Origin of the sequence: Mycobacterium sp. MS1601 (genome assembly GCF_001984215.1) — a bacterium.
In the GTDB taxonomy this organism is placed as follows: Bacteria; Actinomycetota; Actinomycetes; order Mycobacteriales; family Mycobacteriaceae; genus Mycobacterium.
Genome location: NZ_CP019420.1, coordinates 3370398 through 3385384, shown reverse-complemented (window position 1 = coordinate 3385384; position 14987 = coordinate 3370398). Strand labels below are relative to the sequence as shown.

16 protein-coding genes and 1 pseudogene are annotated in these 14987 nt (G+C 67.2%); 6 read left to right on the top strand and 11 right to left on the bottom strand.

Going from position 1 to position 14987, the window contains the following annotated elements; genetic code table 11:
- Positions 1–27: 27 nt before the first annotated feature.
- The 4 genes and pseudogenes from BVC93_RS16505 to BVC93_RS16490 all read right to left on the bottom strand — a co-directional run bounded on the left by BVC93_RS16505 (position 28) and on the right by BVC93_RS16490 (position 3630).
- Positions 28–1044, bottom strand: coding sequence for a hypothetical protein (locus BVC93_RS16505; RefSeq protein ID WP_157516955.1), 1017 nt, complete (start codon positions 1042–1044; stop codon positions 28–30).
- On the bottom strand, positions 1041–2162 hold the full coding sequence (locus BVC93_RS16500) for a sugar ABC transporter substrate-binding protein (RefSeq protein ID WP_236950452.1): 1122 nt from the start codon (positions 2160–2162) through the stop codon (positions 1041–1043). The genes BVC93_RS16505 and BVC93_RS16500 overlap by 4 nt, the downstream gene beginning before the upstream one ends.
- A 194-nt stretch (positions 2163–2356) precedes the next feature.
- Positions 2357–2539: pseudogene (locus tag BVC93_RS16495) on the bottom strand (IS1380 family transposase); the annotation flags it as partial.
- A gap of 191 nt (positions 2540–2730) precedes the next feature.
- A complete protein-coding gene (locus tag BVC93_RS16490; RefSeq protein WP_083738414.1) occupies positions 2731–3630 on the bottom strand; it encodes a hypothetical protein in 900 nt (299 codons plus the stop codon).
- 175 nt (positions 3631–3805) lie between these two features.
- On the opposite strand from BVC93_RS16490, the gene BVC93_RS16485 reads away from it, so the two are divergent.
- Positions 3806–4501 (top strand): TetR/AcrR family transcriptional regulator, encoded by a 696-nt coding sequence (locus tag BVC93_RS16485; protein ID WP_236949994.1) that lies wholly within the window; start codon positions 3806–3808, stop codon positions 4499–4501.
- Positions 4502–4522: 21 nt separating this feature from the next.
- On the top strand, positions 4523–5182 hold the full coding sequence (locus tag BVC93_RS16480) for a TetR/AcrR family transcriptional regulator (RefSeq protein WP_236949993.1): 660 nt from the start codon (positions 4523–4525) through the stop codon (positions 5180–5182).
- 4 nt (positions 5183–5186) lie between these two features.
- Here BVC93_RS16480 and BVC93_RS16475 read toward each other — a convergent pair whose 3' ends face one another.
- Genes BVC93_RS16475 through ttfA form a run of 4 tightly spaced genes read right to left on the bottom strand, consistent with a single transcriptional unit; the run spans position 5187 to position 7797 of the window.
- Positions 5187–5603: a PAS domain-containing protein gene (locus BVC93_RS16475; protein ID WP_083738412.1), complete on the bottom strand. Its 417-nt coding sequence runs from the start codon at positions 5601–5603 to the stop codon at positions 5187–5189.
- Positions 5600–6139, bottom strand: a complete 540-nt coding sequence (gene pyrE / locus BVC93_RS16470) for an orotate phosphoribosyltransferase (RefSeq protein WP_083738411.1) — start codon at positions 6137–6139, stop codon at positions 5600–5602. Before pyrE ends, BVC93_RS16475 begins: the two co-directional genes overlap by 4 nt.
- Before the next feature lie 22 nt (positions 6140–6161).
- A complete protein-coding gene (locus BVC93_RS16465; RefSeq protein WP_083738410.1) occupies positions 6162–6956 on the bottom strand; it encodes an SDR family NAD(P)-dependent oxidoreductase in 795 nt (264 codons plus the stop codon).
- 13 nt (positions 6957–6969) lie between these two features.
- Complete coding sequence (gene ttfA / locus BVC93_RS16460; RefSeq protein WP_083738409.1) at positions 6970–7797, bottom strand: trehalose monomycolate transport factor TtfA; 828 nt, start codon at positions 7795–7797, stop codon at positions 6970–6972.
- A gap of 125 nt (positions 7798–7922) precedes the next feature.
- Between ttfA and BVC93_RS16455 the strand changes: the two genes are divergently transcribed.
- Positions 7923–8276, top strand: a complete 354-nt coding sequence (locus tag BVC93_RS16455; RefSeq protein ID WP_083738408.1) for a VOC family protein — start codon at positions 7923–7925, stop codon at positions 8274–8276.
- Positions 8277–8326: 50 nt separating this feature from the next.
- On the opposite strand, the gene clpB is transcribed toward BVC93_RS16455, so the two are convergent.
- Complete coding sequence (gene clpB / locus BVC93_RS16450; RefSeq protein ID WP_083738407.1) at positions 8327–10873, bottom strand: ATP-dependent chaperone ClpB; 2547 nt, start codon at positions 10871–10873, stop codon at positions 8327–8329.
- 178 nt (positions 10874–11051) lie between these two features.
- Between clpB and BVC93_RS16445 the strand changes: the two genes are divergently transcribed.
- The gene (locus BVC93_RS16445; RefSeq protein WP_083738406.1) at positions 11052–11675 is read left to right on the top strand and encodes a hypothetical protein; all 624 of its coding nucleotides are present in this window, start codon (positions 11052–11054) and stop codon (positions 11673–11675) included.
- Between the two features lie 10 nt (positions 11676–11685).
- Here the strand turns inward: BVC93_RS16445 and BVC93_RS16440 are convergent, their stop codons facing one another.
- Positions 11686–12612 (bottom strand): phosphatase PAP2 family protein, encoded by a 927-nt coding sequence (locus BVC93_RS16440; protein ID WP_236949992.1) that lies wholly within the window; start codon positions 12610–12612, stop codon positions 11686–11688.
- A gap of 125 nt (positions 12613–12737) precedes the next feature.
- On the opposite strand from BVC93_RS16440, the gene BVC93_RS16435 reads away from it, so the two are divergent.
- Positions 12738–13460 (top strand): peptidase E, encoded by a 723-nt coding sequence (locus tag BVC93_RS16435; RefSeq protein ID WP_083738405.1) that lies wholly within the window; start codon positions 12738–12740, stop codon positions 13458–13460.
- Positions 13461–13492: 32 nt separating this feature from the next.
- Positions 13493–13810 (top strand): hypothetical protein, encoded by a 318-nt coding sequence (locus BVC93_RS16430; RefSeq protein ID WP_083738404.1) that lies wholly within the window; start codon positions 13493–13495, stop codon positions 13808–13810.
- On the opposite strand, the gene BVC93_RS16425 is transcribed toward BVC93_RS16430, so the two are convergent.
- On the bottom strand, positions 13807–14982 hold the full coding sequence (locus BVC93_RS16425; protein ID WP_192860010.1) for an MFS transporter: 1176 nt from the start codon (positions 14980–14982) through the stop codon (positions 13807–13809). The two genes, BVC93_RS16430 and BVC93_RS16425, sit on opposite strands and share 4 nt — an antisense overlap.
- Positions 14983–14987: the final 5 nt, after the last annotated feature.

The following is a 14987-nucleotide window of genomic DNA, read 5'->3' as shown; positions in this document are numbered from 1 at the left end:
CGGGCGGGTGCGTCCTGGTGGGCACGATCATCCCTCGCCTCGTGGCCACACCGATACGGGGTGCCAGTCGGCCAGGGAGTAGTAACCGGGCGCCGCTGCGGCGATCCACGCCAGGGCGTTCACCGCCACAGCGGCACCGGTACGCGCGGCCGGAAGCCCCGGGCTGACTGTCAGCCGCGTGTCCGGGAGTCCCTCGGCGGTGAAGCAGACCTCGTCCACGACCGGCAGTCCCCCCGCGGCGGGGTCGAGATGCAGGTCGAGCTCCAGCCTGATCCGTTCCGTCCCGTGGACGCGCACGCTCGCCGCCTGGTTTACGTGGATGACCTGGCCGGGTTCGAAGGTGGTGGCGCCGACGGTGACCGGTACACCGGAGCTGTGCGGCTCGAAAGTCTGGACAACTTCTACACCCTCACGCCAACCCAGTCGCCAGGCGAGGTAATGGCCGGTCTGGATGTATCCGACATGGCCGTTGACCTGCCCGCGCTCGACGGCGTCGGCGAACTCGTTCAGTGCCAGCCCCAGGCCGACGTCGCGCAGGCGCTGCGGATCGAACGGCGCCATGTCCACAACCCGACGGCAACGGACACCGTCCACTCGGGGCAGGCCGCCGGCAAAAACCGCCGGCACGTAGTCGAAGATGAAGCCCGGGTTCACTCCTGCCGCGGTGACGGCGATCGCATGTTTACGCGCCAGGGCGTCCAGCGCGTCGATCGCCGCAGCGGTTTCCACCGTGGGGAACGACAGCTCCTCACAGGTGCTGACTACCGAAACTCCTGCGGCGGCACAGGCCGCCAGCGCCTCCTCCTGAAGCCCGATCTTCGGCGCGGTGGCCATCAGCACCACCTCAGGGCCGGTTGCAAGCAGCTCGGCGATTCCGCGGCGGAGATCGCCACCGACGGCGTCGCGGCCGCCCGAGCGGTTGGCGATACCCGTCAACAAAACCTGTCCACTGCGCTCTCGCAGGTTCTGCGCTACCGCGCGAGCCAGCGCCCCATACCCCAGAATCCCTACTCGAAGCGGAGCTTCAGCTTGTTTCGCCTTCATCCCATTCCCCACAATTTGAGATAGCCATCGACATACGAGTCGCCCCAACCCTGGTCTTGGACCGGCGGATTGCCGACCGCATCGATATTGGTTTTGTCGAACATCCGGATCGGGAGACCTGCGGTAGCGAGCGCGGGCTGTCCGCTGAGGATGCGCAGCGCCTGGTCTACGGTCGCCCACGCAATCCAATCCGATGAATAGCCGGCGTCTTGGGCGACAACACCGTCGGCGACGCTCCTGAGAACCCCCAGCGATGCGTCCCCGGTCGTGATCTGGACCTTGCCGGTACGGCCGGCCTGCTCGATGCCGGACGCGGCCGGGGGTGCCATGCCGTCGTAGATGGAGATGATCCAGTTGATGTCCGCGTCCGCGGCAAGCGACGATTGGACCTTTGTCGGGATTTTTGTGGCCCAGTCAGCGAGCTTGGTGTCGATCACGCGGTACTTGCACGCGTTGCCGCACCGCTTTTCCAGCTCCGCGACAACCGCTTCTTGGAGCGGCCCGGTCGACGGGAACTCGGAGGCGATCAACACCAGCGCGTTCAGCGATTCTCCGGAATTGGCTATCGCATAGTCGGTGACGAGGCTCTGTAGCTCGACAGAGGGGAGCGTAACCAGCGCGTCGACATTGTCCGGGAGCGCGGTGCCGTCCGGGTAGAGGGAAGCGACGATCACCTTCACTCCGGCCGCGCGCGCCTCCTTCAGCTGAGGCTGAAGCAGCGCCGGGTCAGGGGCGCCGCTGAGGACGAGGACGTCCGCCTTTTCGTTGATCGCCTGCTGCACGCCCTGGGTCCACTGGTCCGGCTGGCCCTGGTTGGCGTAGTACTTGTAGCGGACGCCAACTCGCTCGGCGACGTCCGCCATGTTCTCGTTCATCGCTTCGAGATAGGGGATGGAACTCGAGGCGGGAATGTTGAAAATGAGCTTTCCCGTGGCCTCAGCGGCGTCGAAGGCGGGCCCCGGCGCCTCGAATACGGGCTCGGCCAGCGCGGCCGTGTATGCCTCGCGGGCCCCATCGACATCCATCGAGTCGGCACCATCCACGCTGGTGGCCCCCGATCCCACGGAAGAGCATGCGGCCAGTGACATGCACGCCACCGCGCTTGCGACCCAACGCATCACGTTCACGAATGTTCCTTTGCTCGCTATGCGGGCATTTGCCCACAATGTGCGCATACCTTAGGCGCACGCCGGCGCCGGCGTCAATGGGAGCCGCCATCCACACTGTGTCGACGTCGACCGGCAACACGGAGGCGGCTGAGCAAACCCGCTCAGATCAGCGCCCCGCGCTTCGACGGTCGGCAGACAACCGCGGTGACTCCGCGGGCCGCGGCGTGTCCGCCGCGGACGAGCACACCGACCGAGCGCAGCAGGTTGTGGGCGATCGCGGCGCACAGGATCCAGGCCGATTTCGCGCCGAAGCGCCTCGCAGGCATGTGGGCCAAGGGTCCGTCGACGAAGACGGCTTCGATGACGGCGTGGCGGCGGTGGCCCACCGCCCCTGGGACACTCACTGGATTGTCCTGTGGGGCAACACTATCGGCTACAGCCCACCCGCGACCGTCACCACCTGACCATCCCCCGAAAGGCTCAACCGGACAACATAGGAAAGCCAGCGAGAGCAGTCCCTCACCACCTCACCGGAATAAGTCCACGGGCTGTGAAGAAGGCAGCCCGCAACCCGGCCCTAGCTGCGGCGCAAGAGCTCCAGCCGCGCGAATCGGCTGGCCGCCCGCGACACCAGCGCTACCTCCGCGGCCTCACCCGCATTCAGTTCGCCTGCAGGCCTTTCGATCTCAGGTTCGGAGCCCAGCGGTGACAGCATCACGCCGTGCCGGGCCCGCACCATGCGGACGCCAGTAGCCGATGCCAACGCCGCTCCCACCACCACACCGTTGTCGAACACCAGTCGCTCCAGCGAACCCGACGTGTTGAGTTCCTCGCCGTCGAGCGTGGACAACCAGTTCTCCAGGCTGTCGGTGGGTCGCTCGGCGTCCAGGTCGATGGTCGCCAGCACCGTCGCCTCGATGGAGCCACCCGGGCCCGTGTAAGTCACCGACAATCGCGGATCGTGCACACGCGTGTAGAGCAGGCCGAAGCGCGATGCGACACACGCCGAGCCCCAATCACGCAGTGCCGCGCCATGAAAGGTGGGGAGTCGGCTGCCCCTGGGTTCGGGTTGCGCGGGCCCGTCGACCACCCGCACCGGAACCTCGGGGTCCACGGCGGTCACCGGGTCGAAATCCTCGGTGAGGGAACGTAGGTACTCCACGGTGTCGGGGTCGGTGAGGCCGAACGCGCCGTCGATGGACTGCGCTTGAGCGTCGACGAGGATGACATCCAATCCGACCTCCCGCGCGGCGATCGCCGTGGCGACGCCGAGGCGCCCACCGACACAGATCACGTCGGCGACGTCATCCCAGTCGATGTCGTCGGACTCCTGGCTGGCGTCGGCATCGGAGACACGGAACTGGCGCGGGCGGTACTCACGGTCCTCGTCCACCCAGCGACCGGCCGCCTTCACACCGGCATACCCGGCGCTGCCATCGTCCGACTCACCCGTGAACGTGGCATGTTTGGCACCCATGGCTCCAAGTATGCCGACCTTCGATGGGGTCTCCGTCGACGAACCAAGAGTCTTCACGGATGGGAGTTTACATACCTTTCGTCTGTTTTCTCTCGGGTGTCATGACTTAGAGTATTAACAGGGGGTGCCCGGCCCACGCGCACGGGTGCTCTCTGTGAAGGAGGCAGGTGATGAGGTGCACAGTGCACACGTGCTGGACCGCGCGGTGACAGAATCCCGGGACAGCGGAACCGAAACAGCCCGAGAACAGATCCTGCGGGCCGCCACCAGGCAGTTCGCCCGTCGCTCGTACCACCTGGTGAGCCTGGATGACATCCTCGGCGACGCCGCCGTCACCAAGGGCGCCATGTACTTCCACTTCACGTCGAAGTACGCGCTGGCGCTGGCCATCATCGACCGCTACATCGAACTGTGCAACGAGACCCTCGCCGAGCAGCTCCGGCTGCAACGCTCCGGGCTGGAAACGCTGATCGACGTGTCCTATCAGATGGCCGTCCAGGACCTCACCCTCGACACCGCCAAGGCCGGCATCCACCTGACCGAGGCGGTCGGACGCACCGACGGACTACAGACCAAGCGCATCGCCGACTTGACCACGGCCCTCGGCGAGATACTCGGACGCGCCGTCGAGGAAGGCGACGTGGCTCCGGACCGTGACCCGGCACAGGTGAGCCACCTGCTGGTCTCCCTCTACGCCGGGCTGCGCCAAACCACCGGCCTGGACGACGGTCCTGCGCTGCTGGCCCACGTCCAGAGCTCCTGGTCCCTGGTACTGCCGGGGTTCGTCGTCCCCGACCGAGTGGGGTACTTCACCCAGCTGGTGCGACGCCGGACACGTGTCGCGCTGGCCAAGGTGAACCATCTAGGCTGAGGCCCGCTCAGCTTCGCGGCGATGGGGGGTTCGGAGGCGATGGCGCAGCAGGCGCGCTCGCAGGCGACCCGGCAGAAGATCATCGACGCTGCCGTCGAGCTCTTCAACAGCAACGGCTACGCCGGCACCGGCCTCGGCGACATCATCGAACACGCGGGACTCACCAAAGGCGCGCTGTACCACCACTTCGAGTCCAAGGAAGTGTTGGCGTCGGCCATCATCAACGCCACGTCCTCGGCGGTGCTCGACGCCCTGCGCGGTCTTGCCGACTCCCCCGCCCCCGCGATGGAGAACCTCGTACACGTCTCCTTTGTGATCGCCGACCTGGTGGCTGGGGACCCGACAGTGCGGACCGGCTCACAGCTGATGCGCGCGCTCAGCGAGTTCAATGAGGTTGCCCTGCAGACCTATTCGCTGCTCGGGGCACAGGTGGTCGCGTTGGCTCGGCAGGCGGGCATCGAAGGCGACCTGCGTGAGGCAGTGCCTCCCGAAGCAGTCGGAGAGCTGTTCATGAGCACGTTCTTGGGCATCGAACTGCTGTCGGTCGCAGAATCCGGCGGCCGCGACATGCCCGGCAGGCTGGGCCGGGCCTGGAGTGTGCTGCTGCCCGCCATCGCCGACACCGATGCCGTGGCGTACTTCCAGGAGTTCGTCGACCGGGAGACCCAACGCCGCCGGTGACCGCTCAGATCTCCTCGAGCCAGAGCCGTTCGGTCAGATCGTGGAACACCACCAGCACCAGACGGTCGTCGTCGCGTCGCAACGCGGAGTGGCTCACCTGGGCGCGCACCGTAGAACCGTCGGCATGGCGCAGCTCCACCAGGTGCTCACCGCGGGCGCGAATAGAGGGCACCGGCGATCCGCGATCCGGTGCGATCTGGAAGATCTCGCTGTAGGCCAGGGTGAGAACATGCTGAGCCGGATGCCCCAGCATGTCCGCAAACGCGGAATTGGCGAACAGAATGGTGCCGTCGTCGCTGATGGCAAGCACTGGCACCGGGAAACGCTCCAGCACCACCAACGCAGGCAGCTGCTGCAGGGTGTCGATGGGTGACCATTGCCCGTCACCGCGGCGGCGGTCCGACGGGGTCTCGTCACTCATCCCAGCCCCAGGTCCTCGAGGCCCAGCGCGCTGCGGTACGGAACTCCCTCGGCCTCGATGATCTCGGCGGCGCCAGTGGCACGGTCCACCACTGTCGCCACACCCACCACCTCGCCGCCGGCCTCACGGACCGCCCGCACGGCGGTCAGCGGCGAGGCCCCCGTGGTGCTGGTGTCCTCGACCACCAGGACCCGCTGTCCAGCGACGTCGAAACCCTCGATGAGCTTCTGCATGCCGTGCGTCTTGGCAGATTTTCGGACCACGAATGCGTCGATGGGACGGCCGCCGGCGTGCATGATCGCGGTGGCCACCGGGTCGGCGCCCAAGGTCAGTCCGCCCACCGCGGCGTAGTCCCAGTCACTGGTGAGCTCACGCATCAGTGAACCGATCAGCCGGGACGCGCGGTGGTGCAAAGTAGCCCGACGCAGGTCCACGTAGTAGTCCGACTCCTTGCCCGACGACAGGATGACGCGGCCGCGCACCACCGCCAGCTCGCGCACCAGCTCGGCCAGCTCAGCGCGGTCGCTGTGGGTCATCTCGGGTGCTGTCACGGTTTCCTCACGTTCTGTCGCGGCCTTTGCCCATTCTGGTGGCGAACCCCCGGACCAGTGTGCGGGGTGTAAGCCGGCTCACGGTGGTCAGGAGCTTGTACTGCCAACCGGGGACGATGACGACGACACCCTTGGCGACAGCCGCCATGCTGTCGCGCACCACGTCCTCGACGGTCAGCCAGAGTATCTCCCGGGTGCCCGCCATCTCGATGCCCGCGCGCTGGTGGAACTCGGTGCGGACAAAGCCCGGGCATACCGCGTGCACACTGACGCCACTGCCGTTCAGTGCTCCCGACAGGCCTTCGGTGAACGACACCACCCAGGCTTTGGACGCCGAATAGGTAGACCCTCGACCCGAGATCAATCCGGCGACGCTGGCGATGTTGATGACGGTTCCGGTTCCGGCGGCCAGCATGGCGGGCAGCGCCGCGCGGGTCAGGTGCAGCACCGCGGTGACGTTGACGTCCAGCTGCGACTGCAGCAGCGCCGGCTCGGCAGTCCAGAACTCCCCCGCCGTGCCGAAGCCCGCGTTGTTCACCAGGATGTCCAGCCCGGCGGCGGCCCGCTCAGCAACCTTCGCCCGATCCGCGGCCACCGAAAGGTCGGCGGGCAGGATGTCGACGTTGCGGCCGTGACGCCGGCGCAGGTCTGCAGCGAGCTCGGTGAGTCGGTCCGCATCCCGTGCCACCAACACCAGGTCGTAACCGTCTGCGGCGAGCCTGCGTGCGTAGCCTTCACCGAGGCCGGACGTGGGTCCGGTGATCAGTGCGGTGGGCGGGTGGGAGTGAGTTCCGGTGGCCACCCCGCAAGCCTAGCTACCGCTGGAAATGCGGAGTCTGGTGCCCGAGCGGCGGGGTGCGCCGAACGGGTTCCCGATGGTCGGGCTCACGCCGCACCATGTCCGGGGTCACGGCGGGGGCGGGCGGCAGTTCACCGGCGCGGGCCGGTGGCAGCTCGCCGGTCCGTCCGGCCGGGGCCAGCGGACGTCCTGGTGCCGCGTTGCGGCGGGATGAACCGGCCAGTGCCGCCTGCTGAGGCATGGGCGGCAGCACGCGCAGCAGGTCGTTGAACTGCCGCACTGTGCGCAGCCCCTCGTCCCATTGGGCGCGGGTACTGCTGATCGGCATGGAGACCAGCGTCCAGTTCTGCTCGTTCCACATGATCTCGGCGCAGTCCGGCGCGGTGTGGGCGAACGTGACCATGCGGCGGTCGCACGCGCGCCGGGCCGCGTCGAGGTTGGTGGAGTACACCATCCGCGGGCCGATGGCGCCCAGCAGCCACATGTCGTTCTCGCGCGGTTCCTTGATGCCCTTGAGCCGCAGATCCATCACCACGTTGGTGCCGACCTTGCGGTGCAGCGCGATGACGGTGGCGACGTCCTCGAGATCGAAGATGAAGACCGCTTCACCACGGATCTGTCCCAGCACGACATTGCGCGCGGTGACATCACCGACCGTGGACATCACACCGCGCTTCCAGCGCTTGAGGATGTCCGCGGACTCCGGCTCGAAGTCGAAACCGTGGGAGCGTGCCCACGACTTACGGCGACGACCGAGTCCACGACGTCGATCGTGGTCGACGTACATCAAAACGGCCGCACCCACGAAACAGAGTGCGGACAGCGTGAACCAGAGCGGGACCATTGCGACCAGACTATCGGTTACGCGTCGCGGGGTGAGAATCCACGGCATTACAAGCTGGTATCGATGACTTTCGCTCCTGCTAGCGGTCTACCTCCCTACGCACGAGAAACAGCGCAAGGAGACCCGTGAACATCGACCATGTCCTCGCTGTCGTCCCGGTCTCGGACCTATCGGTGGCTCGGTCCTGGTACCAGCAGCTGTTCGGTACGCCGCCCACCAACAACCCGATGCCGTCGCTGGTCGAATGGCAGGCGACCGGATCCGGCTGGGTCCAGGTGTCCACCGACGCCGGGCACCCCGGCACCGCCTCGGTGAACCTGGCCGTGGCTGATCTGGACGCCGCCGTCGCCGAGCTGTCCGGACGCGGATTGGCGCCCGGTGCAATCCGCGACGTCACCAAGGGCGTGCGGTTGTCGTCTCTGACCGATCCTGACGGCAACACCGTCACGCTGATCGGCAGTTTCCGGGTGGACTACTGACAAAGGCGCGCCTACCGCGGTTGTGCGGTAGGCGCGCCCTTGTCCTCTGGTCAGCCCAGTACCAGGTGCTCGCCGTCGGCGCCGAGGTTGACCGGCACCACGTCGCCGTCGTGCACCTCGCCGGCCAACAGCATCTTGGCCAGCTGGTCACCGATGGCCTGCTGCACCAGCCGGCGCAGCGGGCGGGCACCGTAGAGCGGGTCGAAACCGCGCTCCCCCAGCCACTTCTTGGCGGGCAGCGACACCTCGAGGGTGAGCCGTCGCTGCGCCAATCGCTTGGCCAGCTGCTTCAGCTGGATGTCGACGATCGACACCAGCTCCTCCGGGTTGAGCCCGTCGAAGATGATCACGTCGTCGAGCCGGTTGATGAACTCCGGCTTGAACGCCGAGCGCACCGCCGCCATCACCTGCTCCTCGGTGCCACCGGCACCCAGGTTGGACGTCAGGATCAAGATGGTGTTGCGGAAGTCGACCGTGCGGCCCTGGCCGTCGGTCAGCCTGCCCTCGTCGAGCACCTGCAGCAGCACGTCGAACACATCGGGGTGTGCCTTCTCGATCTCGTCGAACAGGATCACCGTGTACGGACGTCGCCGCACCGCCTCGGTGAGCTGGCCGCCCTGGTCGTAGCCGATGTATCCCGGCGGCGCTCCGACAAGCCGTGCCACGGAATGCTTCTCGCCGTACTCACTCATGTCGATGCGCACCATGGCGCGCTCGTCGTCGAACAGGAACTCCGCCAGTGCCTTGGCCAGCTCGGTCTTGCCGACACCGGTGGGGCCGAGGAACATGAACGAACCGGTCGGCCGGTTCGGGTCGGCGACGCCGGCACGCGAGCGGCGCACCGCATCCGACACCGCGGTGACGGCCTTGCGCTGTCCGATCACCCGCTTGCCGAGTTCCTCCTCCATCCGCAGCAGTTTGGCCGTCTCGCCCTCGAGCATGCGTCCGGCGGGGATGCCGGTCCAGGCCGACACCACGTCGGCGATGTCGTCGGGACCCACCTCCTCCTTGAGCATCACGTTCTCGCGGGCTTCGGCGGCGGGCAGCAGCGCGTCGAGTTTCTTCTCGACCTCGGGAATGCGGCCGTACCGCAGCTCGGCGGCCTTGGCCAGGTCACCGTCGCGCTCGGCTCGATCAGCCTCACCGCGCAGGGTGTCCAGCTGTTCCTTGAGATCGCGCACCACGTCGATGGCGCCCTTCTCGTTCTGCCAGCGGGTGGTGAGCTCGGAGAGCTTCTCCTTGTGATCGGCCAGTTCGGCGCGCAGCTTCTCCAGCCGGTCCTTCGACGCCGCGTCCTCCTCCTTGGCCAGCGCCATCTCCTCGATCTCGAGACGACGGACCAGGCGCTCCACCTCGTCGATTTCGACTGGGCGAGAATCGATTTCCATCCGCAACCGCGACGCTGCCTCGTCCACCAGGTCGATGGCCTTGTCGGGCAGGAAGCGGCTGGTGATGTAGCGGTCACTCAGCGTGGCGGCGGCCACCAACGCGGAGTCGGTGATCCGCACGCCGTGGTGCACCTCGTAGCGGTCCTTGAGGCCGCGCAGGATGCCCACCGTGTCCTCCACCGACGGTTCTCCCACGAGCACCTGCTGGAATCGCCGCTCCAGGGCGGCGTCCTTCTCGATGTACTTGCGGTACTCGTCGAGGGTGGTGGCACCCACCAGGCGCAGTTCACCACGAGCCAACATGGGCTTGATCATGTTGCCCGCGTCCATGGCCGATTCACCGGTGGCCCCGGCGCCGACGATGGTGTGCAGCTCGTCGATGAAGGTGATGACCTGGCCGGCGGAGTTCTTGATGTCGTCGAGCACGGCCTTGAGCCGCTCCTCGAATTCACCGCGGTACTTGGCGCCGGCCACCATGGACCCCAGGTCCAGGGAGACGACGGTCTTGTCACGCAGGGATTCCGGCACGTCGCCGGCGATGATGCGCTGGGCCAGGCCTTCGACGATGGCGGTCTTGCCGACGCCGGGTTCACCGATGAGCACCGGGTTGTTCTTGGTCCGGCGCGACAGCACCTGGACCACCCGGCGAATCTCGTTGTCGCGTCCGATGACCGGGTCCAGCTTGCCCTCACGGGCGCGCGCAGTCAGATCGGTGGAGTACTTCTCCAACGCCTGGTACGTGCCCTCCGGGTCCGGGCTGGTCACGCGGGCACTGCCGCGGACCTTGACGAACGCGTCACGCAACGCCTGGGGTGAGGCGCCGTGGCCGCTGAGCAGCTTGGCCACCTCCGAATCGCCGGTGGCGAGACCGAACAGCAGGTGCTCGGTGGAGACGTACTCGTCGTCCATCTCGGTGGCCAACTGCTGGGCCGCGGTGACAGCCGCGAGCGACTCCCGCGAGAGCTGCGGCGTGGAGTTGGCGCCGCTGGCGCTGGGCATCCGGGCGATCTGACGCTCGGCCTCGGTCCGGATGGTCGCGGGATCAACTCCGACCGCTTCCAGCAGCGGGGCAGCGATGCCGTCGTTCTGCGTCAGCAACGCCATCAACAGATGGGCGGGCCGGATCTCGGGGTTGCCGGCAGCAGTGGCCGCCTGCAACGCCGACGTCAGCGCCGCCTGGGTTTTCGTGGTCGGGTTGAACGAGTCCACGACACCTCCATTTCAATCACGAAGGGGCCAATACACGGCCCGATAAATGCTTGTCCTCTAGACCAACGCCGTCAAGGTTGAGTCTGTTCCGCTCAACTTTAGACTTTTTCAGAATTTTTCGCACGGATCACAGCAGGCCGGGCCACCGTCGTCGCCGTAACCGGGTTAACGTCGCCAGATGTCCGACTGTAATCCCGGCGACTTCGAGTTCGAACGCAAGTTCCTGCTCAGCGAGATGCCGGCTGTCGCGGCCTCCGACCCAGGCCCGCTTCTGATCGCCCAGGCCTATCTGTTCGCGTCCGACGGCTACGCCGTGCGCGTCCGCCTGCAAGGACCCGCGCCCGCCGAGCTCGACGCAGGAATCCCCGAACTGGTCGACGCACTGGATGCGGAGGGCATCGGCACCATGACCGCCAAAGGCCCCGCTGCCGGCGGTACCCGCTACGAAGCCGAACGCGATCTCGACCCCTTGGTGGCGGGGCAGATCGTGGCGCGGGCAGAGCACGTCGTCGTCAAGATCAGGTCCTCGGTGTGGCTGGGTGAGGACGGCTGGGTCATCGACCGCTTCCTGGGCGGCAATGCGCCCTTGCTGGTCGCCGAGGTGGAGCGCAATTCGCCCGTCGTGGACCTGACCATCCCGTCGTTCTGTCTCACCGAGGTGTCCGAGGACGACCGGTTCCGCAACGAGTACCTGGCCCACCACCCGTTCGGCGCATGGGCCGACGAATACCGCCGTGAGCTCGACCTGCTCGGGCCACGGTTCGTCGAGAGCCTGGGCCGGAACCAGTTCGAAGGTCACTAGCCCCGCTTCGCTAACGGACGGAGACGGGATCGCGTTGCCGCTTGGTCTCCAACCGCCGCCAGGTCCACCAGAACAGCAGGGCAGACCCTATGGACCCCGCTGCGGCCAGCCACTGCGAGCCGAGGAAGAGGTCCCATTCGACGGGCCGGTCATCGAGGTGGGCAGCCGCGGCCTGCACCACCTGAATCGCGCCCCACAACAGACTGAAAGCGCCGACGGCGCCCACCAGCACCACGAACACCGTCCGCAACGTGAAGCGTGCGGCGCCCGGTGACACCACAGCTCGGATCCGGCCCGTGCGGGCCAGAAAATGTGATGCCGCACAGGCGACGGTCAGTGCCACCGCGTCGGCGGCCAGCGTGTCGGAGAGCCGGTGCGCCCTGATGATGACGGTGTAGGCGCCGATACCCACTGCCCACGTGAGGGTGAAGAACATGGCGATGCCGCGGAATCGGTACGGCATCACGATCAACGTCGCGAACAACAGCGACATGGCTGCGGTGGTGTGCCCACTCGGCAGAGTGTTGTCCACCCACCCGCTGTGCGTCACGCCGAGATCCGGGCGCGGCAGTGCGTAGTACTTCAGCACCTGGGTGACGGCCTGGCCCACCAGGATCACCGAGACTCCGGCGACGGCCAGCCACAGCTGTCGCCGCAGCAGCCCGATGACACCGACTATCAGCGCCGCCGCCAGCTGTGAGGTGACCGAGATGGTGTGGAACTGGTGCAGCGCCACCCGCCGTAACTCGGGGTCCACCTGGCTGGCTCCGCGCAGGGCCGCGTTCTCCAGCGCCTGGCCGGTGCGGGTCTGCACTGCCAGCACGTACACCACGGCCCCGCACAGCACGGCGGTGATCAGCACCGCCATCCACCGACGTCGAGCGTGGGACAGGATCTGGTCACCACCACGCGCACGATCCACTTCGACGACCGCCACCGCACAAGCTCCCATGTTCATTCCGGCGCACCGGGAAGAACGCCTGCGGCCGCCCCGGGTCCGCGACGATACCAGCGCCCAGAATCCGATTGCCCAACGCTGCGCAACTGCCCTACCGTCGCGGGATGCCGGCCGATGAACCGACCATTCTGGCGACCAGCGGGGGTATCACGGACGGCCGCCGCACCCGGTTCGCGTTCAGCGCCCTCACCGACTTCGCCGTGGAACTGTCCGGCACCACCGGTGCGCCGAAGATGTGTCTCCTAGCGACGGCGATGGGCGACGACAGGACGGTCCTGCACCATCTGACCGAGGCGGCGCGGGATCGCGGGTTCGTACCATCGCACCTGTCGTTGTTCCCCATGCCCAATGTCGACGACATCACCGCCCATCTTCTCGACCAGGACGTGATCTGGGTGTTCGGCGGCAGTGTCGCCGGCTTGTTGGCGATGTGGCGGCTGCACGGGGTCGACGAGGCCCTGCGCGCGGCCTGGTCATCCGGCGTGGTCCTCACGGGCATCTCCGCCGGGTCCATCTGCTGGCACGTCGGCGGGACGACGGACTCGTTCGGCCCTGAGCTGCGACCGGTCACCAACGGTCTGGGTTTTGTGCCTTTCGCCAACGGCGTGCACTACGACTCCGAGGAGCAACGCCGGCCGCTTGTGCACCAGTTGGTGGGCGCAGGCGTGCTGCCTGCGGCATACGCGACCGACGACGGCGCAGGCGTGCTGTATCGCGGAACCGAGTTCGCCCAGGCAGTCAGCGAGAAGCCTGGCGCTGGAGCCTATTTCATCAGGTCTGTGGGCGGGGCTGCCGAGGAGACACCGCTCGAGGTCCGGCCGGTCTAGCCGCACATTCGATTCGAACATATGATCGAATTGTGGGTGAGCTGCCGTCGATCGGCTACAACGGCCAGCCGCTGCGCGACTCGTTCCGAGTGGTGCAGCCGCCCGTCGCCGTGCTGGTGGATCTGACCGTCCTGTTCCCGCGTGAGCCACACCGCAGCGGCCGCTACCACCCGCAGGGGCTGCAGATGCACAAGGTGGTCGAGGGACTGTTGAGCTGCTGGGGCATCTGTGAGCAGGGCGACTGGTGGGGCTGGGTGACCTATCAGGTCAGCTACGGCTCCAAGCACACACCCGTCACGCACTGGGTGCCCGCGTGGACGCTCAAGCCCCGCAGCAAGGGCCGCGTCTAGCCCGCCGCCCGCTGGCGGGCCGCCGGGAACGCCACCAGCACCTGCAACGCCGCCGCGACGGCCAGCAGGATCAGCGCGGGAAGCCACGACGAGGTCCACTCGTGCAGCAGCCCTGCCGCGAAGGGTCCGGTGGCGGCCATGAGATAGCCGCCCGCGTTCACCATCGCCGACAGTCCCGCGGCCTCCCGTGCGTCGGCGGAATGATGCGCCATCAGCAGGAAGGCCACCGACAAGGCGGCCGCACTGCCCGGCGCGGCGATGGCCAGCCAGAGCAGGGCACTGCCGTCGGTGACGAGGATGCCGACGGCGCCGATCAGCATCGGCACACTGGTCACCACCGCGACCAGCACGTAACGCCCGGTGCGGTGCAGCCACCAGCTGACCGCCAGCCCAAAGGGCGCACCCCACAACTGGTAAACCAGCAGATGCAGCGCGGAGGCTTCAACACTCACGCCTCGGCTGAGCTCGATGCTCGGCATCCAGGTGATGATCAGGTAGAACGTCACCGACTGAAACCCCATGTAGCCGGTCACCGCCCAAGCCACCGGCGAGCGCAACTGGCTCACCCTTTTTGCCCCACCCGGGGGCGTCGCCCCCAGGAACGACTCGTCGGGGTCGTCGCGGCGCGCGAACCACACCACAGCGATGGCAGCGGGCAGGATCGCCCACAACAACAGGGTGCGCCGCCAGTCACCGGTCCAGTCGGTGAAGACGATCGCCAGGCCGGACCCGAGGGCCGCGAAACCGCTGACGGTCAATGCGTTGACACCGGAGGCCAGGGCGGCGTTCTGGGCATAGTCCCGGCGCACCAACACCGGCACCAACACATTGCCCACCGCGACGGCACCGGCCAAAAGCACTGTGCCCAACCATAATCCAGGCACCCCAACAGTTGAGCGCACCACGATGCCGAGCATGAGGATCAGCGCAACCCAGCGGGCCACCACCGGCGGGGTGCCGTAGCGCAGCGCCACCGCACCGAACGGGGCCACGGAGGCGAACAGCAACAGTGGCAGGGAGCCGAGAACGCCGAGGCTGGCGTAGCTGAGGCCGGTGGTAGCGCTGATGTCGGGAATCAGTGGGCCGACGGCCGTGATCGCCGGTCTCAGGCAGGCCGCCAGGCCGAAAACCGAGACCGCGACGAGCACACGCTCGCCGACCGGATGACGCACCTGGC

Excerpts from the sequence above, each read along its gene's own strand:
- BVC93_RS16505 (WP_157516955.1), bottom strand. The coding sequence starts at position 1,044 with ATGAAGGCGAAACAAGCTGAAGCTCCGCTTCGAGTAGGGATTCTGGGG.
- BVC93_RS16500 (WP_236950452.1), bottom strand. The coding sequence starts at position 2,162 with ATGCGTTGGGTCGCAAGCGCGGTGGCGTGCATGTCACTGGCCGCATGC.
- BVC93_RS16490 (WP_083738414.1), bottom strand. The coding sequence starts at position 3,630 with ATGGGTGCCAAACATGCCACGTTCACGGGTGAGTCGGACGATGGCAGC.
- BVC93_RS16480 (WP_236949993.1), top strand. The coding sequence starts at position 4,523 with ATGGGGGGTTCGGAGGCGATGGCGCAGCAGGCGCGCTCGCAGGCGACC.
- BVC93_RS16475 (WP_083738412.1), bottom strand. The coding sequence starts at position 5,603 with ATGAGTGACGAGACCCCGTCGGACCGCCGCCGCGGTGACGGGCAATGG.
- pyrE (WP_083738411.1), bottom strand. The coding sequence starts at position 6,139 with ATGACCCACAGCGACCGCGCTGAGCTGGCCGAGCTGGTGCGCGAGCTG.
- ttfA (WP_083738409.1), bottom strand. The coding sequence starts at position 7,797 with ATGGTCCCGCTCTGGTTCACGCTGTCCGCACTCTGTTTCGTGGGTGCG.
- BVC93_RS16445 (WP_083738406.1), top strand. The coding sequence starts at position 11,052 with ATGTCCGACTGTAATCCCGGCGACTTCGAGTTCGAACGCAAGTTCCTG.
- BVC93_RS16435 (WP_083738405.1), top strand. The coding sequence starts at position 12,738 with ATGCCGGCCGATGAACCGACCATTCTGGCGACCAGCGGGGGTATCACG.